The organism is Alexandriicola marinus (genome assembly GCF_004000435.1).
Lineage (GTDB): Bacteria > Pseudomonadota > Alphaproteobacteria > Rhodobacterales > Rhodobacteraceae > Alexandriicola > Alexandriicola marinus.
In genome coordinates this window covers 601815-621864 of record NZ_RBVZ01000001.1, presented here as the reverse complement: position 1 = coordinate 621864, position 20050 = coordinate 601815, and the positions used below count along the sequence as shown (strand labels likewise).

Below are 20050 nucleotides of genomic sequence, written 5' to 3'. Positions count from 1 at the left end.
ATGGAATTCACGCACCGTGGCCAATTCTCTTCTAGATGTAGTGGCCCTGAATGCAACGGCATACCGCGCGACACCGGGTATCCAGGTGTCGGGCCGCCTACTCAAACAGAAGAAGGATGTGGTCGGGGCGGAGAGATTCGAACTCACGACCCCCTGTTCCCAAAACAGGTGCGCTACCAGGCTGCGCTACGCCCCGGACCGAGGCCTTCCATACGCGGCGCGCGCGCCATTGAAAAGCCCCTAAGGACAGGGCAACGCCGCATCGGGGCCAATCGCGGGATGCTGCATCACGGCGCCCTCTTCGATCCCCAGCCTCTCGGCCAGACCGCCATTGATCTCGAGCACGAATTGCACATCGTTGCCCCCCGGGATCGGCGTCTCGTCCAGCGGGATCGCATCGCGGTGGATGCGCGTCACGGTTCCATCGGAACCGGCAAACAGCATGTCCAGTGGGATCAGGGTGTTTCGCATCCAGAACGATGCGCGCTGGGGCCGTTCATAGACGAACAGCATTCCCTCGAACCGGCCCATCTCTTCGACGAACATCAGGCCCCGGGATCGTTCGGCGGGTTCGTCGGCCACTTCGACCGTGAACCTCACCTTTCCGAAGTCGCCTTCTATGCTGACGACATCCTGCTGGCATGTGGCCAGCGCCGGGGAGCCGACACCTGCCAACCAAATCGCCAGCGCAATGGTCAGCTGTCCGACCCGACCTCGCGCACGCCCGAGTCCCATCCCAACACCTCCGCGGCCAGGCTTCCGCGCCGGCCCTCGATTACCCGCATACACACGGCCTCGCCCGGGGCGAGATCGGCTAGGCCGGATTGGCGCAGCACTTCGATATGAACGAAGACGTCCTCGCTCCGGCCGAAGACATTGGCAAAGCCAAAGCCCTTCGCCTTATCGAACCACTTAACGCGCGCGGGTTCCAGCGGTCTTGCGGCGATTTCCTCGGGATCGTGTCCTTCGAGGTCGGCGAGCCCCGCGCCCATCGAGGTTGTGGATGGCGGCGTGACAGACAGAACCTCTGCCGCCTGCATCCCCCGATCGGTCTCCTGCACGACCAACTCGATACCCGAGCCGTCAGCCAGAGAGCTCTGTCCGAAATTCCTCAGTACATTCGCATGCAGCAGGATGTCCGGCCCACCTTCATCCGTCACTACGAACCCATAACCCTTGGACGGATCAAACCACTTAACGTGCCCGACCACGGTCGAGCGCTTGGTGTCTTGCATATCAGTCATTCAACTTGTCCCGTATCGCGAAAAGAGCCCCCCTGACGGCTCGCACCTGCGACGGCTTCACAAGACTACGTTTCGCCCCGGAAACACAAGCCCTCAAGGTAAATTGCAACTCACGAAGCGTGAAATTTAGGGGTTGAGACGGTTAACGTTCCACCTACCGGAACCATCTATGCGCGACCAACGAAAGCGATCATGCAACCTGAAGTCGCCATCAGCCCAGAACTCAATTTCGATCGGCGAGATTCGGAATCCGCCCCAGAACGGAGGGCGGGGGGGATTCGTGCCCTTCGTGGCGGTGACTTTTGCGACTTCGGCCATCAGCGCCGCCCTCGAAGACAGGGGCTGCGACTGGCGCGACGCCCATGCGCCGAGCCGGCTTCTGAGCGATCTCGATGCGAAATAGGCATCCGCCTCGGGTCCGTCTTCCCGGGTGACGTTGCCCCGCACCCGAATCTGGCGGCGCAGCGATTTCCAGTGCAGCACGAAGGCCGCCTTGCCCGACAGTTCCAGCTCGCGGCCCTTGGCGCTTTCGTAATTGGTATAGAACACGAAACTGTCGGCCGCGATTTCCTTGAGAAGAACCATGCGCACATTCGGCATCCCGTCCGCATCCACGGTGGACAGGGCGATGGCGTTGGCGTCGTTGACTTCGGATTCTTCGGCCTCGCTCAGCCAGCGCCTTGCCAGCTCGAACGGGTCGTCGCCTGCGAATATGCCTGTTCTGTCGCTCATGATCTGATCATCCTCTGAGAAATTCCGGCACGCAAGGGGCCTGCTCATCGGGGCCGCTTCACCTTGATGCGGGATAACCGATGGCATAAACGAGGGAAATCCCGGTCGGTCATCCGGGCAGTAGAAGGACGGATCACCAATGACAGGGTTGATGCAGGGCAAACGCGGCCTCGTGATGGGGTTGGCCAACGACAAATCGATTGCCTGGGGCATCTCTCGCGCCCTGGCCGGTGCTGGCGCTGAACTGGCCTTTTCCTACCAGGGCGAGGCGCTGAAAAAGCGGGTCGGTCCACTCGCGGCCGAGGTGGGTTCGGATATCGTGCTGCCCTGCGACGTGTCGGATCCGGCCTCGATCGATTCCTTGTTCGACGCATTGGCCGAACGCTGGGACAATCTCGATTTCATCGTTCACGCCATCGGGTTTTCGGACAAGAACGAATTGCGCGGCCGCTATGTCGATACGAGCCGCGACAATTTCATGATGACGATGGATATCTCGGTCTATTCGTTCACGGCCGTTGTTCAGCGCGCTGAAAAGATGATGAACAATGGCGGCGCGGCCCTGACGCTGACCTATTACGGCGCCGAACAGGTCATGCCGCATTACAATGTCATGGGCGTGGCCAAGGCCGCGCTCGAGGCGTCGGTGATGTACCTGGCCGAGGATCTGGGCAAGGACGGCATCCGCGTCAACGCGATCTCGGCCGGACCGATCAAGACCCTGGCGGCCTCGGGCATCGGGGATTTCCGCTATATCCTGAAATGGAACGAGCTGAATTCACCGCTGCGCCGCAACGTGACGATCGACGATGTGGGCAAATCCGCTCTCTATCTTCTGTCCGATCTCGGCTCGGGGGTCACGGGCGAGGTCCATCACGTCGACGCCGGTTACCATGTGGTCGGGATGAAGGCCGTCGATGCCCCGGATATCGATGTCGTGACGGGCCGCAAGGACGGCTAGGCGATGGAGCCGGCCCAACTGATCGCCTTCAACCTGACGCTACTCGCCGCGCTCGCCAGCCCCGGCCCTGCCCTCATGTTCGCGCTGCGCCAATCCATCTCGGCCGGCCGGAGCACCGGAATCGCAACCGGCGCGGGGCTTGCACTGATGGCGGCATGCTGGACGGCGGCGGCCCTTCTGGGGCTGGAGGTTGTCTTTGCGCTGGTGCCCGCCGCCTATCTCGCGATGAAGGTCGCGGGGGCGGCCTACCTGATCTGGATCGCAATCCATGTCTGGCGCGACGCCACGCGCCCTGTGGCCGAGGCCGCGCATCCGGGCCGTCGCGCGTTTCTAGGCGGCGTTCTCGTCAACCTGCTGAACCCGAAATCGGTGCTCTTCGCGGCGGCCGTTCTGGTGGTGATCTTTCCGCCGGGGCTGGCGCTCGTCGACAAGGCGCTGATCGTGGCGAACCATTTCCTCGTTGAGCTGGCGATCTATTCCGGCTTCGCGATACTTCTGACCACCCGGCCCGCGCGCGCGGGCTATCTTCGGCTCAAACCCGCGATCGACCGGGCTGCCGCGCTGATCCTCGGCGCGCTTGGTCTGCGATTGCTTATCGACAGGTAACGCCATGAAAGACCGTCTTCCCCACGAAAAAGGCTTCCACGTCAGCTGGGATCAGATCCACCGCGACAGCCGCGCCCTTGCGTGGCGGCTCGATGGTCAGGGCCCCGACGACGGCGCATGGCGTGCCGTGGTCGCCATCACCCGGGGCGGCATGGCACCCGCGATGATCGTCTCGCGCGAGCTGGATATCCGCACCGTCGATACGATCAGCGTGAAGTCCTATCATTCCGGCGGCGGCAAGGCCGATCAACGCCGCGATGCGGAGGTCCTGAAATCGCCCGACAATACCCTGATGGGCGATGGCGAAGGGATCCTGATCGTCGATGACCTTGTCGACACGGGAAAAACGCTCGAACTGGTGCGCAGCCTCTATCCCAAGGCCCATATCGCCACTGTCTATGCCAAGCCGATGGGCCGGCCGCAGGTGGATACCTTTATCACCGAGGTCAGCCAGGACACGTGGATCTTCTTTCCGTGGGACATGGCACTGCAATACGTGGAACCCTATCGCGGCACCAACTGATCAGACAGCCCGACCGCGACCAGAAAGGGGCCGACATGACACCGGGACGCACCGCAAGCGCCTTCGCCCCACCGATCATGGCCGCGCAAAGCTGGCTGCGCGGGGTCGTCTTTCCGCCCGACAGGCCGCTGATCAATGTCAGCCAGGCGGCCCCGGTCGGGGCGCCACCGCTGGCCCTGCGCGAGGCCATGGCCGCGCTTGTCCGTGACGATCCGGACGTGCATCTTTACGGCCCGGTTCTGGGCCTGCCAGAGCTGCGCACGGCGCTGGCCGCGAAATGGTCGCGAGACGGCGGACATGTCGATCCGCAGGAGGTGGCCATCACCTCGGGATGCAATCAGGCCTATGCCGCCGCGATGATGTCGCTGTGCGAGGAAGGATCGAACGTGATCCTGCCCGTGCCCTATTACTTCAATCACCGGATGTGGAACGACATGAGCGGGATCAAGACCGTGCCCCTGCCCACTGGCCCCGATCTGTTGCCCGACCCGACCAAAGCCGCGGCCCTGATCACGTCAGAAACGCGGGCTATCGTTCTGGTTTCGCCGAACAATCCGGGCGGCGTGGAATATCCGCCAGACCTGGTGGGCGCGTTCTTCGATCTGGCCCGCGATGCGGGGATCGCGCTGGTGATCGACGAGACCTACCGCGACTTCGACGCCCGCCCCGGCCCGCCACACGACCTGTTCGCCCGCCCCGGCTGGCAGGAGACGCTGATCCAGCTGTATTCCTTTTCCAAGGCCTACCGGCTGACAGGCCACCGTGTCGGCGCGATGACGGCGGGCGCGGACCGGATCGCCGAGGCGGAGAAATTCCTTGATTCGGTCGCGATCTGCGCCAACCAGCTGGGTCAGCGCGCGGCCCTGTGGGGGATGCAGAACCTCGATGACTGGCTGGCCGCCGAACGCGCGGAAATCCTTGCCCGTCGCGCCGCGATCGCAGAGGGCTTTCCCGCGCTTGCGTCGCAGGGCTGGCGGCTGATGGGGCTTGGCGCCTATTTCGCCTATGTCGAACATCCCTTCGCGATCCCGTCCGATGACCTCGCGCGCCAGCTGGTGCGGGACGCGAGCGTGCTCCTGCTGCCCGGCACGATGTTCATGCCCGACGACATCCCGGGCGGCGCCGATCAGCTGCGCATCGCCTTCGCCAATATAGATGCCGGCGGGATCGCCACCCTTTTCGACCGTCTCGCCGGTCTCGACTATCCACGGCGCGGGCCGAGGCTTGCAGAGCCGCCCCCCGGTCAATAAAGAAAACCGGACGCCAATTCGAGCGGAGCGGGCAAACCCATGGCAAAGAACAACAACCGGCGCATCGGCGGCTGGGTCATCATGATCCTGCTTTTCGTGGGTCTGATCGGCTTTGGTGGCGCAAACCTGAGCGGTTCGATCCGATCGATCGGGACGGCAGGCGACAAACCGATCCCGGTTCAGGCCTATGCCAATGCGCTGAGCCAGCAGATCGACGCCTTCTCGGCCCAGCTGGGCACGACGATCAGCTTTCCACAGGCGCAATCCATCGGTCTGGACCGTCAGGTGCTGAGCCAGGTCGTGTCCGAACGGGTTCTGGACAATGAAGCCGCCAGCCTGGGTCTGTCGGTCGGCGATGCGCGGGTGGCCGAACGGGTCCGCGCCCTGCCCGCCTTCAACGGCCTGTCGGGTGAATTCGACCGCGAGGCCTATCGCTTCACGCTCGAGGCCAATGGCCTGACCGAAGCCGAGTTCGAAACCCGCCTGCGCGAGGAAATGGCGCGGACGCTTCTTCAGGTGGCGGTGATCGGCGGCACGACAACGCCCGATGCCTATGCCGAAGCCCTGACCGCCTTTATCGGCGAACGGCGCAGCTTTGGCTGGGCCGCGATCACGGATGCCGCCCTTGCCGGGGAACTGCCCGCCCCGACCGAAGAGGAAATCATCGCCCATTACGAGGCCAATCCCGAAACCTATACCCGCCCCGAACGGCGCCGCATCACCTATGCCGCCATCAACCCCGTGGATCTGCAGGACGCGGTCGAGGTCGATGAGCAGGCGATCCGCGATCTGTATGACGCGCGGCTCGACCAATATGTCCAGCCGGAACGGCGCCTTGTCGAACGACTGGTCTTTTCCGACACCGCCGCGGCCGAGGCCGCCCTTGCCCGGATCGCCGAGGGTGAGGCCGGTTTCGATGATCTGGTCGCGGAACGCGGGCTCGATCTGGCGGATGTCGACATGGGGGACGTGGCCCGCGACGATCTTGACGACGCCGGCGATGGTGTCTTCACCGCCGAGTCCGGCGACGTGGTTGGCCCGTTCGCGACCGGGCTGGGCCCGGCGCTTTTCCGGGTGAATGCGATCCTTTCGGCGCAGGAAATCACCTTCGACGAGGCCCGCGACGATCTGCGCGCCGAGCTGGCGCAGGATCGGGCGCGACGCGAAATCGATTCGGCGCGCGGCGATATCGAGGATCTGCTGGCCGGCGGGGCGACGATCGAGGATCTGGCCGACCGCACGATCCTGACCGAAGGCAGCCTCGACTGGCAGACTGGCCAGACGACGGGGATCGCCGCCTATGAGGCGTTCCGCACCGCGGCCCGTGCTGCCGAGGTGGGCGCCTTTCCCGAATTGACCGAACTGGCCGATGGCGGACTGGTCGTGCTGCGGCTCGATGAAATCCTGCCGCCCGAACTCCAGCCGCTCGACGAGGTGCGCCAGCGCGTCACCGTCGACCGCGCCGCCACTGCCCGCGCCGAGGCCATCGAGGCCGAAGCCGAGCGGATCGCCGAGGCCGTGGCGGGCGGGGCCGAATTCTCGGAGTTTGGCCTTGCCGGCTTTGCCGAGATCGACATGATCCGTCGCGATTTCATCGCCGGCGCTCCGCGCGGGATCATGCAGGCCGTCTTCGACATGGCGCCGGGCGAGGCGCGGGTCGTCAGCGATCCCGACGGTCTGGTCGCGGTCGTGCGGCTGGACAGCATCGCCCCCGCGGATATGGACGATCCGACCATGGTCGCCGAGCGCGAGGCAATCGCCGAACGCGCGGCGCAAGGCATCTCGCAGGATATCTACTCCGCCTATACGAATGCCGTCCGGTCGCGGACCGAGGTCACGCTCGACCAGGCGGCGATCAACGCGGTCCACGGCTCGTTCCAGTAACATGGCGCTTCTTCCCGAATACGACGCCTTCCGCGACGGATACGAGGCCGGCCGCAACCAGATCGTCTGGACCCGGCTTGCCGCCGATCTCGACACGCCCGTGTCGCTCATGCTGCGACTGGCGGGCGCGGGCAAACATGCCTTCATGCTGGAAAGCGTCACCGGCGGCGAGGTGCGCGGGCGCTATTCCATCATCGGCTTCAACCCCGACCTGATCTGGGAATGCCGGGGAACCTCTGCGCGCATCAACCGCGAGGCCCGCTATGACGAGGCGGCCTTCGTCGAGGAGGCGGCCGATCCCCTGACCTCGCTGCGCGCGCTTCTGGATGAAAGCCGGATCGACCTGCCCGCCGATCTGCCCGCAGCCTCGGCCGGCCTGTTCGGCTATCTGGGCTATGACATGATCCGGCTGGTGGAGCATCTGCCCGACATCAACCCCGATCCTCTGGGCCTGCCCGATGCCATCATGCTGCGGCCCTCCGTCGTGGCGGTGCTGGACGGGGTCAAGGGCGACGTGATCCTGGTGGCCCCGGCCTGGGCAAATTCGGGGCTGACCGCCAAGGCCGCCTTCGCGCAGGCCGCCGAGCGGGTCATGGACGCGCAGCGCGCACTCGACCGCCCCGTGCCCACCGACAGCCGCGCATTGTCCGAGCCGCGCCCGCCGGGGCCGCCCGTGTCGAATTTCACCAAGGGCGCCTACATGGCCGCGGTCGACAAGGCCAAGGAATATATCCGAGCGGGCGACATCTTTCAGGTCGTGCCCTCGCAGCGCTGGTCTGTGGATTTCCACGAGCCGCCCTTCGCGCTCTATCGCAGCCTGCGCCGCACCAATCCCTCGCCCTTCATGTTCTATTTCAACTTCGGCGGCTTCCAGGTCGTGGGCGCAAGCCCCGAGATCCTCGTCCGGGTCTTCGACCGTGAGGTGACGATCCGGCCCATCGCCGGCACCCGCCCGCGCGGCGCGACACCCGACGAGGACCGCGCCAACGAGGCCAGCCTCATGGCCGACGAAAAGGAACTGGCCGAGCATCTGATGCTGCTCGATCTGGGGCGCAACGATGTGGGCCGGGTGGCAAAGATCGGCACCGTCCGGCCGACCGAGGAATTCGTGGTGGAGCGTTATTCCCACGTGATGCACATCGTGTCGAACGTCGTGGGGGAGCTTGCGCCGGAACATGACGCGCTGTCGGCCTTCTTCGCGGGCATGCCCGCCGGCACCGTGTCAGGCGCCCCCAAGGTCCGCGCGATGGAGATCATCGACGAGCTGGAGCCCGAAAAGCGCGGAGTCTACGGCGGCGGGCTTGGCTATTTCTCGGCGCGCGGTGACATGGACATGTGCATCGCGCTGAGGACTGCGATCCTGAAGGATCGCAAGCTCTATATCCAGGCGGGCGGCGGCGTTGTCCATGACAGCGACCCGGAGGCGGAATACATGGAGACCGTTCACAAATCGAACGCGCTGCGCTCCGCCGCCGAAGACGCCACACGGTTCCGACGCGACGGCAATTGAGGCGGGCGGAGCGCCACCAAAATTATATAATTTTGGTGCCCTCGCCCTATGGTCCGCGCAGCACCGCGGAAACCGGGGCCAGTTCGACCTGGCTTGCGCGATTGGCCGTTCCCCAGAGCGTCAGTGCCGAAATGGTATCAGGCCGGACCCGCGCCAGCAGGATGACACCGCTTTGCTGGCGCGCCCGGAACGCCGCCTGGTCGAGGAAGCGGCGGATCACACGGGCATCCTGGCCCTCTGAATCGAGATCACGGTAGAGCACGCCGGCCGCGACGCCTTCGGCCTCGGCCAGGCGCAGCGCGGTGTTCAGCCCCCGGCTCGCGGTCACGAAGCCCCGCCCCTCGGAGGCGAGCCGCGCCATGGCCAATCCGGTAACGTCGCGGTCGCCCTGCAACCCGCCATCGCCGGGATCGAGCAATCCGATCGTCTGCCGCGCCGCGTCGAAGGATGCCCCGAGGATCACCTCGGCATCCTGCGGCGTGGCCCCGTCCGGGAGCCGCGCAATGGCCAGCACCTCGATTCCCAACTCCCGGTAGGCCGCGATCCGGGCCGCGGCATCGGGCCGGGTCGCGTCGATCGCGACACTGACGGGGAACGGGATACTCGACACGGCCGCAGGTCCGGCCTCTCCGAGGCCCCCCTCATCCATCATGATGACGGAAAGCAGCGGCAGGTCGGGCACCTCCGGCGCCCACTTGGCGGCATGGGCGACAAGGGCCGGTGTATCGGGGTCGGCAATCGCGGCGGAGGAGGCCTCGGCCACCGGTGCCTCGTCTTCGGCGGCTGCCTCCGAATCGGGGCGAATGACGCGGATCTCGGCCGAGCCAGCGGGTAAGGCCGCGTCCGAGCCTCGAAGGGTGATCCGCGGCGCGTCATCCTCATCCGGGGCCGCCTCGTCGGTGGCATCGGCCGCAGGGGGCGCAATCTCGGGTGCCTCGGGGGCAATCTCCAGCACCTCGGGCGCCACTGACGCTTCGGTGGTCGGCTCGGGCGCGGTCTCGGGCACCTCGACGAGGACCGCGCCGCCATCGGGCGACGGATCGCCCGGGCTCCGCGGCGGGAGGTCGTCGATCGCGGGCGGTGCGATATCGGGGGTTTCGGCTTCAACCGCCCCTTCCTCGGGCAGGCTCGGGACCTGTGGCGCAGCCGGCGTGGCCTGCGGCGCAGGCGCAAGCGCGATATCTGTGTCTGCCTCGGGCGGCGGCGCGCTTTCGGGTGCCTCGGACAGCGCGGCGGCCGGCTCCTGCGCATCGGGCTGCGCGGGCGCCCCGGGGCTGGCCCCGCTGACCGGGGCTGGCGCATCCGTCTCTGCGACCGAGGGCGCATCGGCCGAGGTTTCGGGCGCCACGATGGCCGGGGCATCGGTGCTGACATCGGCGGGCGCGGACACGGGGTCTGCGCTGGCCTGATCGGCCTCGGGCGCGGCGTCCGTTTCGGGCGCGGGCGGGGCCTCTGTCTCGGCGATCACCGGGGCCGGCTCATCCGAGCTGCCCCCCAGAACGGGCGCGGAGCGGGGGGCCGCCGGCTCCGCGATCGCGTGGTCGACGTCACCCGTCTGCGGCACGGCCGGCGGCGCGGTGTCGGCGTCGGGCAAGGCCGCGATCCCGGCGGGCGCCTCCGAAGGGTTCGAGACCTCGGGCGTTTCAGACGGGGCCGGTGCACCGCCGGCATCGGTCGATCCGCCGGGCACCGCATCGCCCCCCTCCTGCAGCAGATCGCCCGCGCCCGGCTGCAGATCGGGGGCGGTCGTCAGCGGCGAGAGCGGAGGCCTGTTGCCGGGGGGCGGTTCTGAATTGAGAGAGGTGACAGCAAGCACGAGAGCGGACACGACGCCCCCCCACAAACTGCCCGAGATGAATCCGCGTAGCACGAGACTGCCCCCGTTTCCGTTGTCGGCGCGTTTGCCGCGCCTCTGCTTGCCCCCGGTGTCCGCGATCCGAGGCGGCGCTTGACCTTCCCCGCCCTCGCGGCCCATGAATGGCGCCAAGTATATCGCCGACCGCGAGTACGGTGATAGCCCCAATTGGCCCGGATGGCGACATCATGCTGCTACTGATCGATAACTACGACAGCTTCACCTACAACCTCGTCCACTTCCTGGGCGAGTTGGGGGCCGAGGTCGATGTGCGCCGGAACGACGCACTTGATGTGCAGCAGGCCATGGCGCTGCGGCCAAGCGGTATCGTGCTCTCGCCCGGGCCTTGCGATCCGGCGCGCGCGGGCATCTGCCTTGCGCTGACCCGCTCGGCCGCCGACGCGCGGATACCCCTTATGGGGGTGTGCCTCGGGCATCAGACGATCGGCGAGGCCTTTGGCGGCAAGGTCGTGCGCTGCCATGAGATCGTCCATGGCAAGCCGGGCCGGATCACGCATGATGCGACAGGCGTCTTCGCCGGTCTGCCCTCGCCGCTGTCGGCCACACGGTATCATTCGCTGGTGGTCGAACGTGAGAGCCTGCCGCCCGAGTTGATCGTCAACGCAACCCTCGAAGACGGAACGATCATGGGCCTGCGCCACCGCGACCTGCCGATCCACGGCGTTCAGTTCCATCCCGAATCGATCCGGTCGGAACATGGCCATGCGCTCTTGAAGAATTTTCTGAAGACAATCCCGGTGCCGGCATGAGCGATGCGATGAAACCCCTGATCTATGCCGCCTCCGAAGGCCCGCTGTCGCGCACGCAGGCCGAGACGGCCTTCAACGCCCTGTTCGAAGGCGCAGCCACGCCCGCCCAGATCGGCGGCCTTCTGATGGCGATGCGCGCGCGCGGCGAATCGGTGGCGGAATACACGGCCGCGGCGGCCGCGATGCGGGCCAAATGCGTGCCCGTGACCGCACCCGAGGGGGCGATGGACATCGTGGGGACCGGCGGCGACGGGATGGGGACGCTGAATATCTCGACCGCGACGGCCTTCGTGGTGGCGGGCGCCGGCGTGCCTGTTGCGAAACACGGCAACCGCAACCTGTCGTCCAAGTCCGGCGCGGCCGATGCCTTGGGCGAGATGGGCGTGAACGTCATGGTGGGACCTGAGGTGGTGGAACGGGCCATCGCCGAGGCGGGGATCGGCTTCATGATGGCGCCGATGCACCATCCGGCAACGAAACACGTCATGCCTGTGCGGCAGGAACTGGGGTGCAAGACAATCTTCAACATCCTCGGGCCCCTCACGAACCCCGCCGGGGTCAAGATGCAGCTGACCGGCGCCTTCGCGCCGGACCTGATCTGGCCCATGGCCGAAACGCTCAAGGATCTGGGGTCGACCTCGGTCTGGCTCGTTCACGGCTCGGACGGCACCGACGAGATCTCGATCGCGGGGCCCACCGACGTCGCCGTGCTGAAGGATGGCAAGATCACGGGCCGCGAGGTCCATCCCGAAGAGGCCGGCCTGCCCGAACACAGGTTCGCCGAAATCCTCGGCGGAACGCCGACCGAAAATGCGCAGGCCTTCCGGGCGCTGCTGGACGGGGCGCCGGGCGCCTACCGTGACGCGGTCCTTCTGAACGCAGCGGCGGCACTTGTCGTCGCGGGCGTGGTCGAAGGGCTGAGGGACGGCGCCGAACGGGCGGCCGAAAGCATCGACAGCGGCGCGGCCAAACGCGCGGTCGAGACACTGGCCCGCGTGACCTCAGCCGCGTGATGTTCGATACATCCCGGCTGGGCGGATGGTCGGATCTCCCGTTCTGGTCCGAGGATTTGCCCCGCATCGAGACGGCTCTGGCGGGTCAGCGTGTCCTGCCACCGCCCGATCGTGCCTTTGCAGCACTCGAACGCAGCCAACCCGAGGCAACCCGGGTCGTGATCCTGGGCCAGGATCCCTATCACACGCCCGGCAAGGCAGACGGCCTGGCCTTCTCGATCCCCAGGGAGTTTGGTGGCCGACTGGACAGTCTTGGAAATATTTTCAAGGAGTTGGAGGCCGATCTTGGTGTTGCCCGGACCAATAGCGACCTGTCCGACTGGGCCGATCAGGGGGTTTTGCTGCTCAACACCGCGCTCAGCGTGCCGCCTGGCCAGCCCAAGGCCCATGCCCGGATTGGCTGGACCGCGCTGGTCACACAGGTTCTGGCCCGACTTGACGATGCCCCCCGCGCGTTCCTGTTCTGGGGTGGTCCTGCGCAGGCCTTTGCCCGGCACCTGCGGCGCGAGGATCACCTCGTGATCTCCTCGGCCCACCCCTCGCCCCTGTCGGCGCATCGCGGCTTCTTCGGATCGCGCCCGTTCTCGCGGGTGAACGACTGGCTTGCCGCGACAGGCCGGGCGCCCATCGTCTGGGGCTGAGCCCTCTTTCCTTGGCCGCGGGGCGCGGCTAGAACGGGCCCATGGATATTCTGGACAAGATCAAAGCCTACAAGCTTGACGACGTGGCCGCCCGCAAGGCCGCCCGGCCCCTATCATCGGTCGAAGAGGCCGCCCGCACGGCCCCCCCTGTGCGCGGCTTCGCCGCCGCGTTGCACAAGGCCGGCCAGACGGGCTTTGGCCTGATCGCCGAGATCAAGAAGGCCAGCCCCTCGAAGGGGCTGATCCGCGCCGATTTCGACCCGCCCGCGCTCGCACGGGCCTACGAGGCGGGAGGCGCGACCTGCCTGTCGGTTCTGACCGATGCGCCCTCGTTTCAGGGGGATGACGCCTTCCTGACGGCAGCCCGCGAGGCGACATCCCTGCCTGCGCTGCGCAAGGATTTCATGTACGACACCTACCAGGTGGCCGAGGCCCGCGCGTTGCACGCCGATTGCATTCTGATCATCATGGCATCGGTCACGGACACGCAAGCCGCAGAACTCGAAGCCGCGGCCTTCGATTGGGGCATGGACGTGTTGATCGAGGTGCATGACGGGGCCGAACTGGATCGGGCGCTGGCCCTGAAATCACCGCTGATCGGGATCAACAACCGCAATCTCAAGACCTTCGACGTGACGCTCGACACGACCCGGACGCTCGCGCCCCGAGTGCCCGAAGGGCGGACTATCGTGGCCGAAAGCGGCGTCTTCACCCATCACGATATGGCCGATCTGGCCGGATATGGCGCGCGCAGCTTCCTGATCGGAGAGAGCCTGATGCGGCAGGACGATGTCGAGGCCGCGACCCGCGCGCTTCTTCATCCCGCGGACGCGCCGGCATGAGGGCGGTTGCCAAAATTAGCCAATTTTGGCGGGCGCCTCTGGCGGGCCTGTCATGACACTCAGCCATTTCGACGCCAGTGGGCAGGCCCACATGGTCGACGTGACCGACAAGGACGAGACGGACCGCGTGGCCATCGCCGAGGGCAAGGTGATCATGGCGCCCGAGACACTTGCCCTTGTGGAAGCCGGCACCGCGAGGAAGGGTGACGTTCTGGGGATCGCGCGGATCGCCGGGATCATGGCAACGAAGCGCACCGCCGACCTGATCCCGCTTTGCCATCCGCTTCCGATCTCGAAGGTCGCGCTGGAGCTCGCGCCCAACGCGGACCTGCCCGGCGTCACGATCACGGCCACGGTGCGGACGACAGGCCGGACCGGCGTCGAGATGGAGGCGCTCACCGCCGTTTCGGTCGCGGCGCTGACGATATATGACATGCTCAAGGCCGCGGAGAAATCCATGCGGATCGAGGGGATTCGCGTCCTGCGCAAGGAGGGCGGCAAATCCGGCACCTACGAGGCCGCGCCGTGATCCCTGTCGAGGAGGCACAGGCCCTCTGTCTTGACGGGCTGTCCCCGCTGCCCACCGAGACACTGCCGCTTGTCCGGGCCGCGGGCCGCATCCTGGCCCGTCCTGAACGGGCCACGCGGCCGCAGCCGCCGTTCGCTTCGTCCGCGATGGATGGCTACGCAGTCCGCTCCGTCGATTTGACACCGGGCGCACGCCTTGCGGTCGTGGGCGAGGCGCCCGCGGGCCATGCATGGGACGGCACGCTCGGCCCCGGCGAAGCCCTGCGCATCTTTACCGGCGCACCTTTGCCCAACGGCGCGGACCAGGTCGTGATCCAGGAGGATACGGCCCGCAACGGGGATGAAATCACCATCGTCTCCGATCCGGGAGATAACCTTAACATTCGCCCTCAAGGCGCTGATTTCCCTCAGGGCTTCGAGCTCACGTCACCGCGGCGACTTGGCCCGTCCGAGCTTGCGCTTCTGGCCGCGATGAATGTGGCCAACGTCCACGTCTACCGGGCACCCGAGGTCGCGCTTCTGGCCACCGGCGACGAACTGGTCATGCCGGGCGGCGCCCCGCGGGACGACCAGATCATCGCCTCGAACATCTTTGCCCTGTCATCCATGATCGAGGCCGCGGGCGGGCGCCCCCGCATCCTGCCCATCGCCGCCGACACCGAGGAGGCTCTGGCCCAATCCTTTGCGCTGACCGAAGGCGCGGATGTCGTCGTGACGATCGGCGGCGCCTCGGTCGGCGATCATGATCTGGTCGGCCCCGCCGCGAGCGCCTGGGGCGTGGAGCGGCAGTTCTACAAGATCGCCATGCGCCCCGGCAAACCCCTGATGAGCGGCCGGATCGCCGGGCGCCCGTTCCTCGGCCTGCCGGGAAACCCGGTCTCGGCCATCGTCTGCGGGCATCTGTTCCTACTGCCCGTCCTGCGGCGGCTGATGGGCGACCCCGAGCCCCTGCCCAGGCCGCGCGCTGCACGGCTTGCGGCACCCGTGCGCGCCAACGGGCCGCGCGCCCACTACATGCGGGCGCGGCTCGACCAGACAGATAGCGGCCCCACCATCCGGTCGTTCGACCGGCAGGACAGTTCCTTGCTGACGGTCTTGTCTGAAGCCAATGCCCTTCTGATCCGTCCCCCTCACGCGCCTGCGGCGGACGCGGGAGAGGCCGTCACCTATCTCCCGCTTGCACACGCATAACGGTCATTGTTGACACAAAAAGAGAACATCGGTAGAACATAACCCAAACAGCGTCCGCTCAGGGGTATGATATGCTGACCAAGAAACAACTCGATCTGTTGGAATTCATCCACAAGCGGGTACAGCGGGATGGTGTGCCGCCCTCGTTCGACGAGATGAAGGAAGCGCTGGATCTTAGGTCGAAATCCGGCATCCACCGGCTGATCACCGCTCTGGAAGAGCGGGGGTTCATCCGGCGTCTGGCGCATCGGGCTCGCGCGCTCGAAATCGTGAAGCTTCCTGACAGCATGATGGACCGACCCGGCGGGTTCGAGCCCCGGGTGATCCCCGGCACACGCCCCGATCCTGCCCCGGCCCGGCCGCGGGCCGCCCAGCAGATCGAATTGTCCGGTGCGATCGAGTTGCCCATGATGGGCCGGATTGCAGCCGGTGTTCCGATCGCGGCGATCTCCGAGGTCTCGCACAACGTGGCCGTGCCACAAAGCATGGTCGGCACGGGCGAGCATTACGCGCTTGAAGTGCGGGGCGATTCGATGATCGAGGCCGGGATCAACGACGGCGACGTGGTCGTGATCCGCGAATGCGAGACGGCGGAGACCGGCGATATCGTCGTGGCCCTCGTCGAGGAACAGGAAGCGACGCTCAAGCGGTTTCGCCGGCAAAACGGCATGATCGCGCTCGAGGCGGCGAACCCGGCCTATGAGACACGTCTTTACCGCGATGATCAGGTTCGGGTTCAGGGCCGGTTGGTAGGATTGATCCGCACCTACTGAATGCCGGCGCTGGCCTGCCGGATCGGATCATCGGTCCGGTCCGGGCGGTTCATCATCGCGCGCAGGAGGCCGGGCGCCTGACCGGCATCCGGGTGCCAAAGGCGGTCGCCCGAGATATCCCTGACCGTCAGAATCCTGAGCCCGCCATCGTCCGAGGGATAAAGGGCGAGTGATCCGGTATCGCGCAGCCGGATGGGATCATAGGCGTCGCAGGGGCGCGGTCCGTCCAATGCCACGTTCGTGACAAGGATCTCTGCGCCTCCGCAGCCGTCCAGCGCCTCGAGCGCGGTCTTGCCGCGTACCTGCACGATCCGGGTGCCCTCGACGTCGAACCGCGCGATCCGGCCGGACCACGCCGTCTCGGCCTCTTGGGCGGCCCGCTCCTGAGAGATCAGCTGCCCGTCATTTTCCAGCCAGACACCGGCCGTGAAACCGTCGCCGCGGGGCCGGGACAGGAGCCGCCCCTCTTCTGTCAGGATACCCACAAGTCCACCGCTTTGCGCCACCAGAACCGCAGGCCGTTCGACACCGGCCCAGAGAACCACCACGAGTGCGGCCGGCAGGGCCGCCAGAACCTTGCCCCGCCCCTGCCAGAGCACGAGCCAAAGCCCGCCCAGCGTGATCATCGGAAGAACGAGCGGCGGCGGCCGGGGCACCGCCGACATGGCCCCGTCAAGCGCCGCGATGCGATCCGCCACGAAGAGGATCCACCTCGACCCGCCCTCGATCATCCAGAGCGCCGGCTGTTCAAGTCCCAGCGGCCCAAGAACGGCAAGGATGACGCCGCCGGGCATCACGAAGATGCCCATGGCCGGCACCGCCAGCAGGTTGGCAAGCACGCCGTAATGCGCGATCCGGTTGAAATGCGCTGCCGCATAGGGCGCGGTGGCCGATCCCGCGACAAGCGATGAAAAGACCAGCGCCAGCACCGGCAGGGCCAGCCGCCGCCAGATCGGGACATCGCGATCCGGCGCGGGCAGCAGGCTCCAGGCGAAAACAAGCGCGATCACCGCCGCAAAGGACATCTGGAACCCCGGATTGACGAGGCTTTCGGGCCGCAGAACCATCACGATCAGCGCCGCGATGGCAACGGAGCGCAAGGTCAGCGCCTGCCTGTCCATCAGGACCGCGCCCAGCATGACCGCGACCGTGACAAAGGCCCTCTCCGTCGGAATGTCGCGGCCCGCAAGCGCAAGATAGAAAGCCGCGACCGGCAGGGCGACGAGGGCCGCGACCTTCTTAGCCGGCACCCGCAGGGCCAGCGGCGGGATCGCCGCAACGATCCCCTGCACCAGCGCAAAGACAAAGGCCGCGAGCATGCCCATGTGCATCCCCGAGATCGAGACGAGGTGATAGAGATTGGAGGCGCGCATCGCCTCGTTCGCGGCCTCGCTCAACCCCGAGCGGTCCCCCGTCATCACGGCGGCCGCATAGCCCCCCGCATCACCGGGGATCCGCGCGCGCACGGCGGTTGCCAGATGTGTACGAAGCCGATCGACGGCGAGCCCCTTCTGCCCGTCGCTGGCAGGAGCCGCAACGAGCACGGGATTGCGCGTATAGCCCACCGCCCCGATCCGGTCGAACCACGCCTTGCGGCGGAAATCGAAATCACCCGGTTCGGCAGGTCCGTTGGGGGGGGACAGATGCCCCGTCGTCATCACGCGCAGCCCCGGCACAGGATCGAGCCAGTCCTGCGCGCCGTAAAGCGAGATGCGGACCCGTTCGGGCCGCGCCCCGGGCGCCACCCGCTCAAGCCGCACCTGATCGAGCGTCAACCGCAACGCATCCGAAGAGGAGCGGTCGATCGCCACGATCCGGCCCTCGATCGCGCCATAATAGCGAAACCCCAGAACAGGGGCCGCGACCTGCTGGGCCCGCATCGCCGCCATGCCATAGCCCGCAAGGATCAAGGCAAGCCCCAGCGCCAGCGGCCCCAAGGCCGAACCCAGAGGCCGGACAAGCGCGATGGACAGGCCCATGAGGACCGTCAGCGCCAGAAGGTCGAGCCAGTCGGGCTCGATCCGGGCCGAGAAGTAAAGCCCGATGCCCGCCCCGATCGTCACCGGAACCCAACCGAACAGGTGACCGCGCTGCCGCAGCAGGGATTGAGAAAGCTGGTATCCGGGCCGCACTTGTCCTTGGACCTTTCAAAAAGTATGCCCTGCGGGCGCGCGCCGGAATAAACCTAGGCGCCCCATGGTGAACGAAAGGTTAATCCCAGATGACCGAGAGCAGCTCTGCCCCCTCACGCCCCGTGGTCACCCGGTTCGCCCCCTCGCCCACGGGTGCGCTTCATATCGGCGGTGCCCGCACGGCACTGTTCAACTGGCTCTATGCGCGCGGGCGCGGCGGGAAATTCCTGCTCAGGATCGAGGATACCGACAAGGCCCGATCCACCCCCGAGAACCGGCAGGCGATCCTTGACGGGCTGACTTGGCTGGGCCTCGACTGGGACGGGGAGCCGATCAGCCAGGCCGCCCGCGCCGAACGGCACGCCCAGGTGGCACATGACATGCTGGCCCGCGGTGCGGCCTACAAGTGCTTTGCAACGCCGGAGGAGATCGAGGCCTTCCGCGAGGCGGCCCGCGCAGAAGGCCGCTCGACCCTTTTCCAGTCGCCCTGGCGTGACGTGCCCGAGGCCGATCATCCCGATGCGCCCTTCGTGGTCAGGATCAAGGCCCCACGCGAGGGCGCGACGACCATCGACGACGCGGTTCAGGGGCCGGTCACGCGCGGCAACGACCAGCTGGACGACATGGTTCTTCTGCGCTCGGACGGAAGCCCGGTCTACATGCTGGCCGTGGTGGTGGACGATCACGACATGGGCGTCACCCATGTGATCCGCGGCGACGATCATCTGACCAACGCGTTCCGCCAGTCGATGATCTATGATGCCATGGGCTGGGAAATCCCCGTCATGGCGCATATCCCCCTGATCTTCGGCCCCGACGGCAAGAAACTGTCGAAACGTCACGGTGCGACGGGGGCCGCGGAATACCAACAGATGGGCTATCCGGCGGCGGGCATGCGCAATTACCTCGCGCGGCTGGGCTGGAGCCATGGCGACGACGAATTCTTTACCGATGCGCAGGCACGCGACTGGTTCGACCTGGGCGGGATCGGCAAATCGCCCGCGCGCTTCGACTTCAAGAAGCTGGCCAATATCTGTGGCCAGCATATCGCCGCGGCGGAAGATGCTGCACTGCTGCAAGAAATTGAGGCATTCCGCGAGGCAATCGGCGATCCTGCCCTGACGGCGGAGCAACGCGACGGCCTGTTACGCAGTCTCTATTGCCTGAAAGATCGCGCGAAGACCCTCCCTGAACTCCTTGAAAAAGCGCACTTTATCCTTGCGCAAAGACCGCTCTCCCCGGATGAGAAATCCGAGGCGCAACTGACAGATGTATTCCGTGGTATACTGAACGAATTGACGCCGCAGTTGCAAAATGCTAGCTGGTCGCGAGACAGTTTGGAGACCGTCGTGACAGGCGTGGGCGCGGCTCACGATCTGGGTCTGGGCAAGATGGCGGGGCCATTGCGGGCCGCACTTGCCGGGCGTAGCGTATCTCCAAGTGTATTCGACATGATGCTGGTCCTTGGCAGGGACGAAACCCTTGCCCGGCTGAAGGATGCGGCGGGCTGACATGGTTTCGTAGTAACGGGGCGTTAACCCCGGAAAGACGAAACAGGCGCCACGGGCCAGTCCCGCGGCCTCTCAGAAGGGAAT

General features: G+C 66.4%; 19 protein-coding genes and 1 tRNA gene. 14 read left to right on the top strand and 6 right to left on the bottom strand.

The window, feature by feature from the left end; translation table 11 throughout:
- Positions 1-119 precede the first annotated feature (119 nt).
- The 4 genes from EP376_RS03060 to pdxH all read right to left on the bottom strand — a co-directional run bounded on the left by EP376_RS03060 (position 120) and on the right by pdxH (position 1976).
- Positions 120-196, bottom strand: a tRNA-Pro gene (locus tag EP376_RS03060).
- 44 nt (positions 197-240) lie between these two features.
- A complete protein-coding gene (locus EP376_RS03055; RefSeq protein WP_127654055.1) occupies positions 241-735 on the bottom strand; it encodes a DUF192 domain-containing protein in 495 nt (164 codons plus the stop codon).
- Positions 696-1235, bottom strand: coding sequence for a cold-shock protein (locus EP376_RS03050; RefSeq protein ID WP_127654709.1), 540 nt, complete (start codon positions 1233-1235; stop codon positions 696-698). The genes EP376_RS03055 and EP376_RS03050 overlap by 40 nt, the downstream gene beginning before the upstream one ends.
- Positions 1236-1370: 135 nt before the next feature.
- Positions 1371-1976 carry a pyridoxamine 5'-phosphate oxidase gene (pdxH, locus tag EP376_RS03045; protein WP_127654054.1) on the bottom strand — a complete coding sequence of 202 codons (606 nt, stop codon included), beginning with the start codon at positions 1974-1976 and terminating at the stop codon, positions 1371-1373.
- Positions 1977-2115: 139 nt separating this feature from the next.
- Between pdxH and fabI the strand changes: the two genes are divergently transcribed.
- Genes fabI through trpE form a run of 6 tightly spaced genes read left to right on the top strand, consistent with a single transcriptional unit; the run spans position 2116 to position 8710 of the window.
- On the top strand, positions 2116-2937 hold the full coding sequence (gene fabI / locus EP376_RS03040; protein ID WP_127654053.1) for an enoyl-ACP reductase FabI: 822 nt from the start codon (positions 2116-2118) through the stop codon (positions 2935-2937).
- Between the two features lie 3 nt (positions 2938-2940).
- Positions 2941-3543: a LysE family translocator gene (locus EP376_RS03035; RefSeq protein WP_127654052.1), complete on the top strand. Its 603-nt coding sequence runs from the start codon at positions 2941-2943 to the stop codon at positions 3541-3543.
- A 4-nt stretch (positions 3544-3547) separates the two neighbouring features.
- On the top strand, positions 3548-4066 hold the full coding sequence (gene gpt, locus EP376_RS03030; RefSeq protein WP_127654051.1) for a xanthine phosphoribosyltransferase: 519 nt from the start codon (positions 3548-3550) through the stop codon (positions 4064-4066).
- Positions 4067-4101: 35 nt separating this feature from the next.
- A complete protein-coding gene (locus EP376_RS03025) occupies positions 4102-5316 on the top strand; it encodes an aminotransferase (protein WP_127654050.1) in 1215 nt (404 codons plus the stop codon).
- Positions 5317-5355: 39 nt separating this feature from the next.
- The gene (locus EP376_RS03020) at positions 5356-7200 is read left to right on the top strand and encodes a peptidyl-prolyl cis-trans isomerase (protein WP_127654049.1); all 1845 of its coding nucleotides are present in this window, start codon (positions 5356-5358) and stop codon (positions 7198-7200) included.
- Between the two features lies 1 nt (position 7201).
- Positions 7202-8710: an anthranilate synthase component I gene (gene trpE, locus EP376_RS03015; RefSeq protein WP_127654048.1), complete on the top strand. Its 1509-nt coding sequence runs from the start codon at positions 7202-7204 to the stop codon at positions 8708-8710.
- Positions 8711-8756: 46 nt separating this feature from the next.
- Here trpE and EP376_RS03010 read toward each other — a convergent pair whose 3' ends face one another.
- Positions 8757-10580: a polysaccharide deacteylase family 2 protein gene (locus tag EP376_RS03010; protein WP_127654047.1), complete on the bottom strand. Its 1824-nt coding sequence runs from the start codon at positions 10578-10580 to the stop codon at positions 8757-8759.
- A gap of 173 nt (positions 10581-10753) precedes the next feature.
- Between EP376_RS03010 and EP376_RS03005 the strand changes: the two genes are divergently transcribed.
- The 7 genes from EP376_RS03005 (at position 10754) to lexA (ending at position 16323) form a co-directional block, all read left to right on the top strand.
- Positions 10754-11335, top strand: a complete 582-nt coding sequence (locus EP376_RS03005; RefSeq protein ID WP_127654046.1) for an anthranilate synthase component II — start codon at positions 10754-10756, stop codon at positions 11333-11335.
- Positions 11332-12348, top strand: coding sequence for an anthranilate phosphoribosyltransferase (gene trpD / locus EP376_RS03000; protein WP_127654045.1), 1017 nt, complete (start codon positions 11332-11334; stop codon positions 12346-12348). Before EP376_RS03005 ends, trpD begins: the two co-directional genes overlap by 4 nt.
- Positions 12348-12989, top strand: coding sequence for a uracil-DNA glycosylase (locus tag EP376_RS02995; protein WP_127654044.1), 642 nt, complete (start codon positions 12348-12350; stop codon positions 12987-12989). Before trpD ends, EP376_RS02995 begins: the two co-directional genes overlap by 1 nt.
- 41 nt (positions 12990-13030) lie before the next feature.
- Positions 13031-13831: an indole-3-glycerol phosphate synthase TrpC gene (trpC, locus tag EP376_RS02990; RefSeq protein WP_127654043.1), complete on the top strand. Its 801-nt coding sequence runs from the start codon at positions 13031-13033 to the stop codon at positions 13829-13831.
- A gap of 52 nt (positions 13832-13883) precedes the next feature.
- A complete protein-coding gene (gene moaC, locus EP376_RS02985) occupies positions 13884-14360 on the top strand; it encodes a cyclic pyranopterin monophosphate synthase MoaC (protein WP_127654042.1) in 477 nt (158 codons plus the stop codon).
- Positions 14357-15550, top strand: coding sequence for a molybdopterin molybdotransferase MoeA (locus tag EP376_RS02980; RefSeq protein WP_127654041.1), 1194 nt, complete (start codon positions 14357-14359; stop codon positions 15548-15550). Before moaC ends, EP376_RS02980 begins: the two co-directional genes overlap by 4 nt.
- Before the next feature lie 71 nt (positions 15551-15621).
- Positions 15622-16323, top strand: coding sequence for a transcriptional repressor LexA (lexA, locus tag EP376_RS02975; RefSeq protein ID WP_127654040.1), 702 nt, complete (start codon positions 15622-15624; stop codon positions 16321-16323).
- On the opposite strand, the gene EP376_RS02970 is transcribed toward lexA, so the two are convergent.
- Positions 16317-18455: a ComEC/Rec2 family competence protein gene (locus EP376_RS02970; RefSeq protein ID WP_127654039.1), complete on the bottom strand. Its 2139-nt coding sequence runs from the start codon at positions 18453-18455 to the stop codon at positions 16317-16319. The two genes, lexA and EP376_RS02970, sit on opposite strands and share 7 nt — an antisense overlap.
- A gap of 89 nt (positions 18456-18544) precedes the next feature.
- On the opposite strand from EP376_RS02970, the gene gltX reads away from it, so the two are divergent.
- On the top strand, positions 18545-19966 hold the full coding sequence (gene gltX / locus EP376_RS02965) for a glutamate--tRNA ligase (protein ID WP_127654038.1): 1422 nt from the start codon (positions 18545-18547) through the stop codon (positions 19964-19966).
- Positions 19967-20050 lie beyond the last annotated feature (84 nt).

What these genes read in the sequence shown, in the direction of transcription:
- EP376_RS03055 (WP_127654055.1), bottom strand. Translation starts at nt 735, where the DNA reads ATGGGACTCGGGCGTGCGCGAGGTCGGGTCGGACAGCTGACCATTGCG.
- EP376_RS03050 (WP_127654709.1), bottom strand. Translation starts at nt 1,235, where the DNA reads ATGCAAGACACCAAGCGCTCGACCGTGGTCGGGCACGTTAAGTGGTTT.
- pdxH (WP_127654054.1), bottom strand. Translation starts at nt 1,976, where the DNA reads ATGAGCGACAGAACAGGCATATTCGCAGGCGACGACCCGTTCGAGCTG.
- fabI (WP_127654053.1), top strand. Translation starts at nt 2,116, where the DNA reads ATGACAGGGTTGATGCAGGGCAAACGCGGCCTCGTGATGGGGTTGGCC.
- EP376_RS03035 (WP_127654052.1), top strand. Translation starts at nt 2,941, where the DNA reads ATGGAGCCGGCCCAACTGATCGCCTTCAACCTGACGCTACTCGCCGCG.
- gpt (WP_127654051.1), top strand. Translation starts at nt 3,548, where the DNA reads ATGAAAGACCGTCTTCCCCACGAAAAAGGCTTCCACGTCAGCTGGGAT.
- EP376_RS03025 (WP_127654050.1), top strand. Translation starts at nt 4,102, where the DNA reads ATGACACCGGGACGCACCGCAAGCGCCTTCGCCCCACCGATCATGGCC.
- EP376_RS03020 (WP_127654049.1), top strand. Translation starts at nt 5,356, where the DNA reads ATGGCAAAGAACAACAACCGGCGCATCGGCGGCTGGGTCATCATGATC.
- trpE (WP_127654048.1), top strand. Translation starts at nt 7,202, where the DNA reads ATGGCGCTTCTTCCCGAATACGACGCCTTCCGCGACGGATACGAGGCC.
- EP376_RS03005 (WP_127654046.1), top strand. Translation starts at nt 10,754, where the DNA reads ATGCTGCTACTGATCGATAACTACGACAGCTTCACCTACAACCTCGTC.
- trpD (WP_127654045.1), top strand. Translation starts at nt 11,332, where the DNA reads ATGAGCGATGCGATGAAACCCCTGATCTATGCCGCCTCCGAAGGCCCG.
- EP376_RS02995 (WP_127654044.1), top strand. Translation starts at nt 12,348, where the DNA reads ATGTTCGATACATCCCGGCTGGGCGGATGGTCGGATCTCCCGTTCTGG.
- trpC (WP_127654043.1), top strand. Translation starts at nt 13,031, where the DNA reads ATGGATATTCTGGACAAGATCAAAGCCTACAAGCTTGACGACGTGGCC.
- moaC (WP_127654042.1), top strand. Translation starts at nt 13,884, where the DNA reads ATGACACTCAGCCATTTCGACGCCAGTGGGCAGGCCCACATGGTCGAC.
- lexA (WP_127654040.1), top strand. Translation starts at nt 15,622, where the DNA reads ATGCTGACCAAGAAACAACTCGATCTGTTGGAATTCATCCACAAGCGG.
- gltX (WP_127654038.1), top strand. Translation starts at nt 18,545, where the DNA reads ATGACCGAGAGCAGCTCTGCCCCCTCACGCCCCGTGGTCACCCGGTTC.